The 15,953-nt window shown below is 42.0% G+C and carries 4 protein-coding genes and 1 pseudogene; all 5 read left to right on the plus strand.

Features of this window, described 5'->3' with window-relative positions; genetic code table 11:
- A pseudogene (locus tag ACYVQ1_RS09830) lies at positions 1-145 on the plus strand (IS110 family transposase); the annotation flags it as partial.
- Between the two features lie 895 nt (positions 146-1,040).
- Positions 1,041-7,091: a ZmpA/ZmpB/ZmpC family metallo-endopeptidase gene (locus tag ACYVQ1_RS09835; RefSeq protein WP_461250536.1), complete on the plus strand. Its 6,051-nt coding sequence runs from the start codon at positions 1,041-1,043 to the stop codon at positions 7,089-7,091.
- 459 nt (positions 7,092-7,550) lie between these two features.
- The gene (locus ACYVQ1_RS09840) at positions 7,551-11,195 is read left to right on the plus strand and encodes a mucin-binding protein (RefSeq protein WP_461250537.1); all 3,645 of its coding nucleotides are present in this window, start codon (positions 7,551-7,553) and stop codon (positions 11,193-11,195) included.
- 184 nt (positions 11,196-11,379) lie between these two features.
- Positions 11,380-12,585 (plus strand): exonuclease SbcCD subunit D, encoded by a 1,206-nt coding sequence (locus ACYVQ1_RS09845; protein ID WP_461250538.1) that lies wholly within the window; start codon positions 11,380-11,382, stop codon positions 12,583-12,585.
- Positions 12,585-15,764, plus strand: a complete 3,180-nt coding sequence (locus ACYVQ1_RS09850; RefSeq protein WP_461250539.1) for an AAA family ATPase — start codon at positions 12,585-12,587, stop codon at positions 15,762-15,764. The genes ACYVQ1_RS09845 and ACYVQ1_RS09850 overlap by 1 nt, the downstream gene beginning before the upstream one ends.
- The last annotated feature ends 189 nt before the right edge of the window (positions 15,765-15,953 follow it).

Raw genomic sequence — 15,953 nt, forward strand, 5'->3', positions numbered from 1 at the left:
CTTTTATGAGAAACGAAAAAGACAATCGACAATAGCTTCAACTAAGCCACATACGATTGCCTCTATACATCGTCTCATTCGAACAATGTATTACCTCATTACGCATAACAAACTTTACGATTACTCTCTGACCCAAAATCGATAAGGCTGTTTATGCCGTATTATTGTAACACCTTGTTTCAAAAAATACCAGATGAGGTGTTTTTTTAGCATGCCCATTTATGAATCAAAAAGTGTTAAAAATAAGACAGTAACCTCAGAATAGCTACTGTCTTATCTCTTTTTTTACTTAAAGCCTTGATAGACTTGACAAATGGTAGAAAAGAACCTTTTTAAATAGTAGCTCATACATGAGTAATATGTTAGTTAGAAGCTAAATGTGAAGTCTCTAAGATAGAAGTTAATTAGAGACGAGGGGAAGGATAAATTCATTTAAATATGAGTCTACTAACGTGATTATAGCAGTGAAATGAGAAATTTGCAACAACTTTCATACACGAAAGAATTTATATAATGAGATTATGTGATGATTGTTATTTAGATTATATTCTGGTAAACTATTTATTAGCTAGTTTATCCATATAGTATGTCTCAAGCCAATGGGTAAACTCTGGAATATTAATGCGAAAAAAAACGCGAGAGAAGTTCTTGCGTTTTTTTCTTGTCAAAATTAGTAGTCTTTATTTATCTTTTTAATTAAAATGTTAGATATATGGGGATATCAGTATAATTTATAAAATTATTTAACTCAAAATATATCACTATTTTGAATTTCAAGAGAATATTTTTACAAATGTTAGAGTCTTTATAATTAGTTATATGAAAAGGTTTTAGAGGTTTTCATGAAAGAAAAGTATGGTTACTGAACAATTATTTATATTGATTAAAAATTAGAGAAAATACTTGCCTAAAGATTAAAAAAAGGATATGATAGATTTCGGAAGAAGGATAATAAATGTATAGAGTGCGTGTTTTTCAGTAACGTCTTCGTTTTTGAAGTGCCTTTGGGGTACAACGATTAACATATAGGAAGATTATGAATGAAACAAGCAAATCATGTTTTTGAAAAAGTGACAAAATACGCCATTCGTAAATTGTCAGTTGGTGTCGGGCCAGTTGCTATCGGAACATTCTTGTTAGCAGGTGGTCTTTTCGTGTCTAAGCCAGTTTCGGCGGATCAGGTTACTACGGATGCTTCGGTACATATGGCCTATGTTACTGAAAATGAATTGACAGCTGAAGAGCAGAAGCAAGTGATTCATGCTATTCCAAAGGAATATCAAAATGATGATACTTTTTATCTGGTCTATAAACGTAAGGGAGACAGTCAAGCTACTCTTCCTCAAACAGGTAGTTCTGACTGGGCCACAACAGGTTTAGGGCTGACAACAGCAACTTTGGCTGTGCTCCTATTTTCAAAAAAACACCGCAAAAAGATTATTGGATTGGTCTTGATTGGAGCAGCAGGGCAAAGCTTACTTGTCCCTCTTGAGGTTCTTGCTTTGCAAAATAAGGAGTTGCAGGCCTATAATCAGACTCTGACTGTCTCAGATGAGGCGGATCTAGCTAAAGGTGTTATTACAATCGATGGTTATGAGTATGTCGGCTATCTTCGTTACTCAGCTAAGCCTGAGCTTGAACAACCTTTGGAGAATACTTTGAAAGGACTTGAGCCATCAAGAGAAGATAGAAACACAGCAAGTCGAGATGAAGTAGATAAAGAAATTAGTTGGAAAAAAGGAACACAAGAAGCGGGTCACGAAGGCGAAGCTCTTGTTCAACCTGCCAATCCAGAGTACACCGGACCAGTTAGTGCCAAAGGAACACAAGAAGTAGGTCATGAAGGCGAGGCTCTTGTTCAGCCTGCTAATCCAGAGTACACTGGACCAGTTAGTGCTAACGGAACACAAGAAGCAGGTCACGAAGGGGAAGCTCTTGTTCAACCTGCCAATCCAGAGTACACTGGACCAGTTAGTGCTAACGGAACACAAGAAGCAGGTCACGAAGGTGAGGCTCTTGTTCAACCCGCAGCCCCAGAGTATACTGGACCGATTAGTGCCAATGGAACGCAAGAAGTAGGTCACGAAGGCGAAGCTCTTGTTCAACCCGCAGCCCCAGAGTATACTGGACCGATTAGTGCCAATGGAACGCAAGAAGTAGGTCATGAAGGCGAAGCTCTTGTTCAACCCGTAGCTCCAGAATACACAGGCGTTATCAGTGCCAATGGAACACAAGAATCTGGATATGTAGGTGAAGCTTGGGTTCAACCTGCAGCCCCAGAGTATACTGGACCGATTAGCGCCAATGGAACACAAGAAGTAGGCCACGAAGGTGAGGCCGCTGTTCAACCTGTAGCTCCAGAGTATACTGGACCGATTAGCGCCAATGGAACACAAGAAGTAGGCCACGAAGGTGAGGCCACTGTTCAACCTGCTAATCCAGAGTATACAGGTAAACTGGAAGCCAAAGGTACACAAGAATCAGGCCACGAAGGTGAGGCTCTTGTCCAAGCTGAGAATCCTGTTCATACCCCAGTTGTCGGAAGTATCACAGAGACTGAAACGCAAGCTATTGATTATCCTGTCGAAGTTATTACTGATGATAACAAGTATGTTGATGAAGAAGTTGTTGAGCAAGAGGGTCAAAAAGGTAGCCAAGAAATCCAGAAAATTTATCAAACCATTGATGGTGTCAAGGTTGGTGAGCCAACTATTGTATCAGGTAAGGTTATTGAGGTGCCACAACCTAGAAAACTTCGTCGTGGCAGCAAGCCTCTAGATGGAACAACGACGGAAGAGTCTATCGTAGAGCTTCCATTTAAAGAGATTGTCCAAGAAGATGATAGTCTTGAAAAGGGCACTCTAAAGGTTGTTCAAGAAGGTCAAAAAGGTCAAAACAAAATCACCAAAGTCTATAAGACCTATAAAGGGAATAAGACGTCTGAGGCACCAACTGTTACTGAAACCGTGCTAGTTCCTGTTCAAAATCGTATCGTTCACAAAGGGACCAAGGTATCTGAAAAACCAGTGCTTACGCTGACACAGATTGACAAGGATGATTTGGGTCGTAGTGCTAAACTTAGCTACAACTTGACGAATCCAGGTTCAGCAGCTATCACGACTATTAAAGCGCTCCTCAAGCAAAACGGACAGATTGTCCAAACGCTTGATATTCCTAGCACGACCTTGACTGCTGACCTAACAAACTTAGACTATTACAAGCCATATACCCTCACAACAACCATGACCTATGATCGTGGCAATGGTGAGGAGAATCAGGTTTTGGCAGACCAAGCTCTCCAACTGGATCTCAAGAAGGTTGAGCTTAAAGATTTTGCACGTACAGATTTGATTAAGTATGACAATCAAACAGAAGTGGATGAGACTCGTCTGGCAGCTGTACCTCAGGATCTCACGAATTACTACTTGAAGATGACTTCTGCGGATCAGAAGGCCACTTACTTGGCAGTAAAAGCCATCGAAGAAACAACGGTTGATGGCAAGGCGGTTTATAAGGTAACTGCAGCAGCGGACAATTTGGTTCAACGTGATGCCCAAAACCATTTTGCGCAAACCTATAGCTACTACATTGAGAAACCGAAGGCCAGTCAAGCCAATGTTTACTACGATTTTGCTGAGTTGGTCAATGCCATTCAGGCTAATCCATCAGGTGAATTTAGACTGGGTCAAAGTATGAGTGCTCGTCACGTCGTTCCAAACGGCAAATCATACATTACGACCGAATTTACTGGTAAGTTGCTCAGTGATGGTGACAAACGCTATGCCATCTATGATTTAGAGCATCCATTGTTTAATGTCATCAATGGCGGAACGATCAAGAATATCAACTTTGAAAATGTAGACATCAATCGCCCTGGTCAGAATCAAATAGCGACGGTTGGATTTAACCTTAAAAACAAAGGTCTGATTGAAGATGTTAAGGTGGCTGGTTCAGTGACTGGTAACAATGACGTTGCAGGTATTGTCAATAAGATTGATGAAGATGGCAAGATTGAAAATGTTGCCTTTATCGGTAAGATCAACTCTGTTGGTAATAACTCAACAGTTGGTGGGATTGCTGGTTCAAACTACATGGGATTCGTCAACAGAGCCTATGTGGATGCGACCATTACAGCTCAAAATGCCAACGCAAGTATGTTGGTGCCATTTGTCACTTACATGCTCAACAGTTGGAAATCAGGAACGAAGGCCAAGGTAACCAATTCAGTAGCTAAAGGTGTTCTTGATGTCAAAAACACAAGAAATGTCGGTGGTATTGTCGCTAAGACATGGCCTTACGGCGCTGTTCAAAATAATGTGACCTATGCTAAGGTTATCAAGGGTCAAGAAATTTTTGCTTCTAACGATGTCAATGATGAAGACGGTGGCCCATACATCAAAGATCTCTTTGGTGTTGTTGGTTACAGCTCGGCCGAAGATGGTACTGGTAAAGATACTAAGAGTCCGAATAAGCTCAAACATTTGACCAAGGAAGAAGCTGACAAGCGTGTTGAAGGTTACAACATCACAGCTGATACATTTGTTAGCGAGCCTTACGCGTTGAATACGCTTAACAATGTTTCTAGTCAAGCTGATTTTGCCAATATTCAAGACTATAAGCCAGAATACAAGCAGGCTTACAAGAATATTGAGAAATTCCAGCCATTCTATAACAAGGATTATATTGTCTATCAAGCAAATAAACTGGCCAAAGACCACAACTTGAATACTAAAGATGTGCTCTCAGTGACACCAATGAAAGACAGTAACTTTGTCACAGACCTAAGCGATGCTAACAAGATTATTGTTCACTATGCTGATGGAAGCAAAGACTACTTCAAGCTTTCAGAGAGTGCAGAAGGTTTGAGCAACGTTAAGGAGTACACTGTTACTGATTTGGGTATCAAGTACACTCCGAATATCGTTCAAAAAGACCACTCAAGTCTTATCAATGGTATTGTTGATATTCTTAAGCCGATTGAGTTGCAGTCTGATCCGATTTACCAAAAACTTGGTCGTACCGGTCCAAACAAGGTCAATGCTATCAAGAACCTCTTCTTGGAAGAAAGTTTTGAAGCTGTTAAGGCTAATTTAACTAACCTGGTGACTAAGCTGGTTCAAAATGAAGACCACCAGCTTAACCAATCACCAGCTGCCCAACAAATGATTCTTGACAAGGTTGAGAAAAATAAAGCGGCCCTCTTGTTAGGTTTGACTTACTTGAATCGCTACTATGGTGTTAAGTTCGATGATGTTAATATCAAAGAAATCATGCTCTTCAAACCAGATTTCTATGGTAAAAATGTGGATGTCCTTGACCGTTTGATTGAGATTGGCTCTAAGGAAAATAATATCAGTGGTTCAAGAACATACGATGCTTTCGGTGAAGTTCTCGCCAAAAGTACCCTTTCTAGTGATCTGACCGACTTCCTTAATTACAACCGAAAACTCTTTACCACTATCGACAATATGAACGATTGGTTCATCGATGCCACTAAGGACAAGGTCTATGTTGTAGAGAAAGCTTCACAAAATGAAGGCGTCGGGGAGCACAAGTATCGTGCTTACGATAACTTAACACGTGGCCTACACAGAAAAATGATTCTACCATTATTGAACCTTGATAAGACAGAGATGTTCTTGATTTCTACCTATGACACCATGTCTTATGGTACGGCTAACAAGTACAATACAACCTTAGAGAAGTTGAAACCTGAGATTGATCTAGCCGCTCAACGTCAAATCAACTATCTTGATTTCTGGCAAAGATTGGCTGCGGATAATGTCAAAAACAAATTGTTCAAAGACATTGTCAATCCAGTCTGGGAAGGTTTCTATGTCTGGGGTCATGGTTGGCCAGGTTGGCCAGAGCGCTACGGCCAATTCAAGAACAGTACAGAAGTCTATGCGCCAATCCGTGAAATCTATGGACCAGTCGGTGAGTACTATGGTGATAACGGAGCCATGGCCGGTGCCTATGCTGCCATCTACGACAATCCATACGATAATCGTGCCAAAGTTACTTTTGTCATGTCTAACATGATTAGTGAGTACGGTGCTTCGGCCTTCACTCATGAAACAACTCATATCAATGACCGTATTGCCTACTTTGGAGGCTTTGGTCGTCGTGAAGGAACAGACGTTGAAGCTTATGCCCAAGGGATGTTGCAATCACCAGCTACACAGGGCCATCAAGGTGAATACGGGGCCTTGGGACTTAACATGGCCTTTGAAAGAGAAAACGACGGTAATCAGTGGTACAACACTAATCCAAACAAGTTGAAGTCGCGTGAAGCCATCGACCGTTACATGAAGGGCTACAACGATACCCTTATGCTTCTTGACTCCCTTGAAGGGGAAGCGGTCCTCAGCCAAGGCAAGCAAGAGCTCAATAACGCATGGTTCAAGAAGGTAGATAAACAGCTACGAGGTAACAGTAAAAACCAATACGACAAGGTGCGTGCTCTAAGTGATAGCGAAAAAGCTATTAGCTTGACTTCTATTGATGACCTTGTGGATAATAACTTCATGACCAATCGTGGACCTGGAAATGGTGTTTATAAACCTGAGGATTTCTCTTCTGCCTATGTCAATGTGCCTATGATGTCTGCCATTTATGGTGGTAATACCAGTGAGGGCTCTCCAGGCGCTATGTCCTTCAAGCATAATACTTTCAGACTCTGGGGATACTACGGCTATGAAAAAGGCTTCCTAGGTTATGCGACCAACAAGTATAAACAAGAAGCTAAAGCGGCTGGTAAGAACACCCTTGGTGATGACTTTATCATTAACAAGATTTCTGAAGGCCAGTTCAACACCCTGGAAGACTTCAAGAAGGCCTACTTCAAAGAAGTGAAAGAAAAAGCGTCCCATGGTTTGACGACAGTTGCTATTGATGGCACATCTGTAAGTTCTTACGATGATTTGTTAGCCATGTTTAAAGCGGCAGTAGCCAAAGATGCTGCAAGTCTTAAAACAGATAATAACGGCAATAAATCTGTATCAACAAGCCATACGACAAAACTCAAAGAAGCTGTCTATAAGAAACTTCTTCAAGAGACAGATAGTTTCACAAGTTCTATTTTCAAATAATAGATGAAAGAATCCCTTTTGGTAAATACCAAAGGGATTTTTGAGTTTGTTCGAAAAAGGAGTAGTAAGGAGTCTCTATGTCAGTATTAGCAAGGGGTTGAGAGAACTGTGAGTTGAGTTGTTAAAAAATTTTTCTTTTTGAAGGGAGAGTATTTTGTATTTTAATAAATGACATCAAAACCAAATAATGTCGTATCTGGAATGGGTATTTTTAATAAAAAAGATCACCAGATAAAAATATTTCGAAAATTATAAAATTTACAGAAAATGGGATATTGCTAAATAAAAGCACGAACGTTTTGATGTTTCAAAGGACTTAGATAAAAGTTTTAAATTAGCATTCTCTAATGAAAGTTAAACTTTAGAACAATAATCATTATATATTTGACAATTTAATAATTGTAGTATAAAATGGAAACTGTATATAAAGTAATTTGGATATTGAGGAAATTTATTATTATGAGAGATATGTTTAATAAACGCCAACGTTTTTCATTAAGAAAATACAGTTTTGGTGTAGCCTCTGTCCTTTTGGGAGTTTCAATCTTCTCAAATGCACAGGGTGCCCAAGCTGATGAAACGGTAGCACCAACTACCGCAGGTATGGAAACAACTGCTGAGCCAGATGTCGTCGTGGAGCAATCAACACCAACGACAGCATCAGTAGCGCCAGCAACAACAGAAAACGCACCAAGTTCAGTCTCTACTGTAGCTTTGGCTAGTGAACAACCACAATCAGCAGCTCAAAACAGCCAAACAGCTTCAACAACTAGTCAAACAGCAGCTAGTTCAGAAGCAGCTTCTCAGGCTGCATCGCAAGCGAGCTCTGAATCTGCAGCAGCGACTGCTTCATCTGTAGCGACTAGCGCCCAAGCTCTTAGCTCAACAGCAGTAGCCGAAGTTCCTGTTGCTGGTCAAGTATCAGCACAAACAAGTGCAGCAGCTTCAGTTGCGACTGCAGCAGAAACTGCCAGCGCAGAGTCTACAACCAATGCTGTAAATAGCGTCCTTAAAGTGGCGACTAGTGAGTTGGCCGTGACAAGCAGTGAATTGAATGCTGCTGAAGCAAGTCTTAACTCTGAAAATCTCATCAATGCTATGGGACTTGCGGTATCAAACCGTAGTCTTCGTACAGCTGATGCGGTTGCTGTTTTGACAAATGCTGGAGCAAGTTCAACAAACCCTGACTTGACAAACCTCGGCTATAAACTTGCCTATTTGCCAGAACGTCAACAATACTTTGTTAACATTGATTACATCAACAATCTTAGAGTTGGTCGTGATAATCGTGGGGTTATGAGACCTTATGACTACATTACAAATGGTAACTACATGGTTGTCGTAAACTATGCCAACCTTGGTATTATTGACTACGTTGATGAAGCAGGAAACAAGATTCCTGGATCTTCAACATACCGTATCAATAACTCAACTGAAACAATCACAGCAAACGGTAAGACTTACAATAAAATTTATGATGCTGGTGTAACAGAACTTCCACCAGTACCAGCAGGATACCGCATCAAATATGCCTCTGCTGACAAATCTAAAGCTAATGCTTATGTAGATGTTTTGAAGTCAGAACGTCAGTACGACTATAATAACGGTATTGCAACAATCCGTTCAGAACGTGCTTGGGACCGTAACCAAAGCCGTGTCGTTGACCTTGTTCAATTTGCTAACGGTTCACAAGGTTTGGATGCTTCAATTGATGCCAATGGTGGTGGTCAATACCTAGCTCCAGGTTACCGTTACCACATTATCGTTGAAAAAGACACTAAAGATGTCACAAAAGCAACAAGTCAAACAGTAACTTACACTGGTGCTGATACGAAGACACCAGCTGCTAACACTCAAAATGACTTTAGCTTCAACGGTAAAGAAGATCCTACAACTAATACAACAACTTGGACTGAAACGACTCACACTTATGGAACAGTCAAAACTCCAGTTGTTACTGGTTACTATGCTGATAAAGCCGTAGCAGGTGGCAAGACAGTTACTCCAGATGCACCAAATGCGACAGACACAGTGACATACAAAGCCTTTGGTAAATTTATCGCTGTGGATGAAAATGGGAATCCAATTCCAGGTGTATCAACAACTGCCTACACTAACGATCCTAATGATGCGACTAAGATGATTGCCATCGACAAGACGCTTCCAAGTATTCCTGGTTACACTGTTAAGGTTGTCCCTGCATCACCATCAAATCCAGGTGAAGACACTCGTGTCGTTTACGTAGCAATCGTTAACGATGTGACTAAGGCGACGAAACAAACAGTTACTTTCCAAGGTGCTGGCGATAAAACTCCAGCTGCAGATGTGAAATCTGACTATACCTTTGCAGGTAAGGATAACCAAGCGACTGGTAAGGTGACTTGGAATGAAACTAGCCACACTTACAGTACAGTTAAGGTTCCTGTTGTGAATGGCTACTTTGCAGATAAAGCAGTAGCAGGTGGTAAGACAGTTACACCAGATGCTCCAGAAGCAACTGATACCGTAACTTATAAGGCCTTTGGTAAGTTCGTCATTGTCGATGAAAATGGTAACCCAATTCCAGGTGTGTCTGATACTGCTTACATCAATGATCCTAACGATCCAACTAAGATGATTGCAGTTGACAAGAACTTGCCAGCTATCCCAGGTTACACTGCTAAGGTAGTACCTGCAACACCAGGTGACTTGTCTAGCGACACTAAGGTCGTTTATGTGAAGAATGACCAAAAAGCAAGTGTTACTTACCGTGATGAAACAAGTGGTTCAACCCTTGAAACTGTTGCCTTGGCTGGTAAGTCTGGCGAAGCAGTTAACTACTCAACAGCTGAACGTATCAAACACTACCAAGACCTTGGCTATGTCCTTGTAACAGATGGTTACCCAACTGGTGCAACATTCGACTTGGATAGCACAGTTGACCAAGCTTGGACAGTAAGCTTCAAACGTGTAGCACTTGACTTTAATCCAGACAATGCTCACGAACCTGGAACTCCAATCTATCCTAACCAACCAAACGGACCAAAATGGCCAGCTAAGGATGCTTACCTTAAACATGTGACATACACTGTTCACTATGCAAGCAAAGATAGCAATGCTAAATTGCCAGCAGACAGTGTTCAAAAGGCACAATGGAAACGTTCATTGACGCTTGACTCTGTAACAGGTGATATTCTTACTGCAGGTGAATGGAAAGCGGATAAGACTAAGTTTGACCTCGTAATCACACCATTGGTTAACGGTTACTTCGCCGATAAAGGTCGTGTGGCGTCTCAAGATGTCACTATGGACAGCAAGGTTGAAACTGTCACTTACACTAAATTCGGTAAGATTATTGCCGTTGACGAAAAAGGGAATCCAATCCCAGGTGTTGAAGCCGTTTCTTACACAAATGATCCTAACGATCCAACTAAGGCTGCCATGACCCTTGTTCCTGAAGTGAAAGGTTACAAGGCTGATAAGACTGGTGTGACACCAAGCAACCCTGGTGAAGATATAAAGGTTGTTTACAAGGTGGTTAATGCAGAACCTGCTAAACCAGTAGTTAACAAAGAAGTTGGTACTATCGTAGTTATCTACCGTGACGAGTATGGTAACCAAATCAAGATGCCACTTGTGATCACTAACTCTGTTGGTTCAGAAGTTAATGTTCATGGTGACCGTTACATCTACCGTAACGGTGTGAAATATGAATTGATCCGTCAAGAAGGTAAATCTACAGACAAGATGACAGAAGGTCAAACAGTCGTAACTTACATCTACCGTAAAGTCGAAGATGGCTCAACACCATCAAACGGTAACGGTGGTCAATCTGGAAGTTCAACATCTAAGGCTGTCAAAGCAACTTCAAACGGTTCTAAAGGATCTAAAGGTTCTGGATCTGGTTCAGCTGCTGATGGAGCATCAGATGGTAAAGGTTCAGATAAGAAGAAATCTGGAAATAAAGATGGTAAGAAGGCAGATGGCTCTGATAAAGCTAAAGAAGGCGATGAACAATTGCCAGTAACAGGCGAGTCAGATAACAACCTTGCAGCAATGGGTGTTGTTGTTATGGGACTCATGTCAGGACTTGCGGCTATGAATCGTCGTAAAAACCAAGACTAAGATTTCCAAACCTTATCTTTCATAAAATCCAAAAACAAAATCTCTCTCGAGTGTGATTGCTCGGGAGAGATTTTTTGGTCTGTGGATAAAATTTACGGAATCTCCTAAGGTTTGTGAATCTTTTAAGCAGTATTTAGCTTGATAAGGTACAATAGAGTAAGACAAAACGAATGAGGAGACTGTCATGAAGTTTTTACATACGTCAGATTGGCATGTGGGGCGAACCCTCAATGGCTGGTCTTTGTTGGAGGAGCAGGAGTGGGCCTTTCAACAGATTGTGGATTTGGCTATTAGCGAAAAAGTGGATGGGGTTATCATTGCGGGAGACCTCTATGACCGTGCGGTACCCCCTGTGGATGCGATTAAGCTATTTAATAAGACCTTGGCCTGCTTGGTGTTGGAGGAGCAGATTCCTGTCTATGCTATCAGTGGCAACCACGATGGTGCTGAACGTTTGCATTTTGGACGAGACTTTTTTCAACATCAAGGTCTTCATTTAAGCACACGTTTGGAGGAGGCTTTTGAGCCTATTGAGTTGGAGGGTTGCCAGATTTTCCTGCTTCCCTTTATTGACCCTATTGATGCCCGTATTTACTATAAAGACGATGAGAATAAGGAAATTCAGGGGATTGGTGATGCCTTGGCCTATATTCTCGAGGATATGGAAAAAGCTTTTGATCCTGACAAGGCCCATGTCTTGGTGGCGCATTTTGCAGTTTCTAAGAAGGATGATAGCGATGGTCAAAGTCTAAGAGAATTGATGTTGTCTGAAACAAGCAATACGATAGGTGGTCTTACCAATGTGACCAGTGACCTTTTCAAGGCTTTCGATTATGTGGCCTTAGGGCATATCCATACGCGCTTTGCCAGTCCGACTCAGCGCGTGCAATATTCAGGCAGTCCAGTCGCCTTTAATGTCAAAGAAGCCAAGCGTAAGGAAGAAAAGGGTGTCTATATTCTTGAATTGGATGCAACTGGTGACTTGTCTCAGACCTTCCATCCTCTAGATGTCAAACGACCGATTTTGGCCTTGCAGGCGTCTTTTGAAACCTTGGTGTCACCTGAATTTTATAAGGAGGAGCCTTGTCAAAAGGCTTGGTTTGCCTTTGATATTCAATTGTCCAGTCGTAAGGAATTAGAGGGAATCAATGTGCGTGCCCGTCTGGAAGAGATTTATGGGACAGACATTGTAGAAATCACTTTCAGTCGTTTGGGTGATGTCAAGGAAGAAAGCTTGACTGTAGATCAGCACTTAAAAGATTTGGAAATGCAGTCGCCTCAGGAAATTGTCTCTGATTTTTACCAGACAGTGACTGGGGGCGATGTCTTGTCTGAGAGACAAACTGCCCTTGTGGAAAGTATTTTTGAGGAGATTGGAAGGAGTGGATAATGAGACCAGTTCAGTTAGAATTGACTAATTTTGGACCTTATCGTAAGGAAGTTATCAATTTTACCCAGTTTGACCATGCTCCCCTCTTTTTGATTGGTGGGGATACGGGGGCTGGTAAGAGTACCCTCTTTGATGCCATGACGGTGGCCTTGTTTGCGACGACCAGTGGCGACCGCAATGTTGAAGAGATGCGGTCGACCTTCGCTGGTCCAGAGGACGATCTGACCAAGGTGACTTTCTACTTCCAACAGGGCAAGCATCTTTATCGCATTGAGCGAGTGCTCCAGCAGGAGAGAGCCAAGCGAGGTGGGGGCACGACCATGCAAAAGGCGACGGCTTCTCTAGTCATTGTGGATAAGATTGGTGGTCAGGAAATTGAAAAGCTTGGGGATAAGATCAAGGAAGTGAGTGACCAGATTGAGCAGATTTTGGGGCTCAATGCTGAGCAGTTCAAGCAGATTATTCTCCTTCCGCAAAATGATTTCAGTCGTTTCTTGAAAGAAGATTCCAAGACCAAGACTCAAATTTTAAAGAAAATCTTTGGAACGGGTATTTTTGACCGTTTTCAAAAGAGCTTGGAAGAGCGTCTTCGTCAGAGCAATAAGGATATGGATAAGCGCCAAGCTCAGCTAGATGGCCATTTTGCCAGTCAGGTGTGGTCTGAGGAGGAATTAGCGGTCTTGACTCAAACGCCAGCTTCTGAAAAATTGGCACGCCTTGAAGAGCTTCTGTCTCAGCGTCAAGAAAGTCTTACGGAGCAAAAAAGCATCTTGAAGGATGCCCATGAGGATTTGGCAAAATTACAGAAGAGCTTGCAAACTGCGCAAGATGTGGCAAAGATTTTCCTAGAATTGGAGCAAGCCAAGGAGCGTTACCGTCTGGAAATTGAGGAAGGTGCTCAGGAACAGGCAGAAGCAAAAGCGCATCTGGAGGAATTGCAGTTTGCTCAAGGTCTGCAGGAAACCATTAGTAGCCTCAAACAATATCAGAAACAGTTGTTGCAATTAGAGCAGGATCTTGAAATTGCTCAAGAAGCATTAAGTGAAAAGCAGCAGGCATTTGAGGATGTTAAGGCTCAAAAAGAGGCACTCGCAGCTCAATCTAGGGATTTTTTTCAAAAAGAAGAAAAGCTGGAAGCGTGGAAAGAGGATATTATCTATGCCCAGAGTATTGCTCAAGAGCAGGAGAAAATCAAACGTTCACGTACTAACTATAAGCAGTTGGAAGAAACCTACCAGCAGGCGTCGAAAAAGATTGAGACTCTTAACAAGTCCTTGTCAGATTTGGAGGCCAATCGCCTAAGTTTAGATAGCTTGCATGAAGCCGAAAAACTCCTCCAGTCTGTGGGTTACAGTGTGGAAAAACAACTGGCACAAGATCTTAAGGAAAAAGAGGAACTAAATCAGGAATTAGAAAAGACTGAAAAACGTCGTCAAGCCCTGTCTTTGGAGATTGACCAGGCTCAAGAAATCCTCAAGGAATTGGAAGCGAAGTTAAGAACGACTTTAGCTTCACGCCGGCAACTCATGATTGCCCAACTGCAAGCAGAATTAGAGGACAGTCAGCCATGTATGGTCTGTGGTTCCATTGACCATCCTAAGGTCGATGGGACAAAGGCGAATGAAGCAGCCTTGAAGAATCTCATGAATCAGGTGGAGGAACTTCAAGCTCAAAAAGAAAGGCAAGTGGCTACCTTGTCAAATCGTCAGGCTACCTTGAGTGAGGTTGAATCTAAACGGCAAGATTTGCTTGACCAAGTAGCTAAAGTCAAGCTAACTCTCGAAAAACACTATCAAGAACTAAAAGTGCAAGTTAAGGGACAATTTGATTTTGATTTTGCTGAGGACTATGAAGCAGACTGTGGACAAACCTTACTCCGAAAGGTTGAACAGTATTATCAAGAGCTACACAAACGCTTTGATGAGGAAGAGGCTGATGATGTCCATTACCAAGCCGAACTAAGCAAAGCTCAGGAAAAATTGACAGATTTAACTAAGAGTTATCAAGAAGCTAATGCGGCGCTTGACCAAGCTAAGGAACGTCTTAAGGAGTTACAAGAAGCTCATCAAGAGCTTGAATCTGTTGAGGTTTATCAAGAACGTATTTCCCTAGCAAAGCAAGAGTTGGACCTCTACAATAAGCAAGTCAAGGAAAATAGTGAAGCCTACAACCAACTTCATGCTGACATTCAAGGCATCAAGGGGCAACTTGAGAGCCTAACCAAGTCTAAAGAAAATGCTAGCCAAGAAACTAAGCGTTTATCGGCTGAACTAGACCAAAGTCTTATGGCTAAAGGGGCCCTCACCAATGACCTAGAGCAAATCCAGCTTTGGCTTCTTGAGGTGAACAAGCAAGCGATCCCTGAGCTCCAGGCTCAATTGACAAGCTACCAAACTCTTAAACAAGAGTTGAAGGCGCAGATTGTCAAGGGTCAAGAGCTTATCAAAGACCAAGAAAAGCCGGACCTTGGCAATCTAACACAAGCAGTAGAGGCTAGTCAGGAAAGCTATGATAAGCAACTGGCTCAGGTTTCTGTCATGGAGCAGGGGCTTAAGGATGCGACGGCTACCTACCAAGCGGCCAAAACCCTTCAAGACAGTAATCAAGAGGCCTTTGAAGCTCACCAAGAACTCAGTGATTTGGTCAAGGTGGTTAAGGGAGAAAATACAGCACTAACTGGACGACTCAATCTTGAAGTCTATGTTATCCGTCAGTATTTCCAACAAATCTTGGACTATGCCAATGCTAACTACATCGGTCTCTTAACGGATAACCGCTATTCCTTTGTTCTGAGTGAAGAAGGGCGTAGGGCGCGTGATCACTTTGGTTTGGACATCAACGTCTATGACCAGCTGACAGGTAGTGAGCGTTCCATCAAATCCTTGTCTGGAGGAGAAACCTTTATCGCTGCACTGGCTATTGCCCTATCCCTCTCAGAGGTGGTGCAAAATACCAGCAAGGGTGCTGTTGTTGAAGCTCTCTTCATCGACGAAGGGTTTGGCTCACTGGATAAGGAAGCCCTGACCAAAGCCATCGCTGTTCTGGAGCAAATCGGTGAAAACCGCATGGTCGGTGTCATCAGTCACGTGGACGACATGAAAGAAGGCATCGCCCAACAATTAGCTATCATCAAGTCGCATGATGGCAGTAGCCGTATTAAAATTGTGGATAAGGGGTAAGAGAAATCAAGGGGTTAAGAACTCTCGTCAAAACGTTTTAATTATTCTAAGAGATAGTTTCTCATCGGAGCTATCTCTTTTTCTATCCACTTATTTCAATCTTCCTAACTATCAGTTTTTTTGAAAATAAAAGGAAATTTATTTGAAAAAAATCCCTCATAAAAAAGTTAATCTATTAGAAAATTAAGT

The sequence above is a fragment of the Streptococcus parasalivarius genome (assembly GCF_054785155.1).

Bases quoted from the DNA above. Each gene is read 5' to 3' on its own strand.
- ACYVQ1_RS09850 (WP_461250539.1), top strand. From the start codon at position 12,585: ATGAGACCAGTTCAGTTAGAATTGACTAATTTTGGACCTTATCGTAAG.
- ACYVQ1_RS09845 (WP_461250538.1), top strand. From the start codon at position 11,380: ATGAAGTTTTTACATACGTCAGATTGGCATGTGGGGCGAACCCTCAAT.
- ACYVQ1_RS09840 (WP_461250537.1), top strand. From the start codon at position 7,551: ATGAGAGATATGTTTAATAAACGCCAACGTTTTTCATTAAGAAAATAC.
- ACYVQ1_RS09835 (WP_461250536.1), top strand. From the start codon at position 1,041: ATGAAACAAGCAAATCATGTTTTTGAAAAAGTGACAAAATACGCCATT.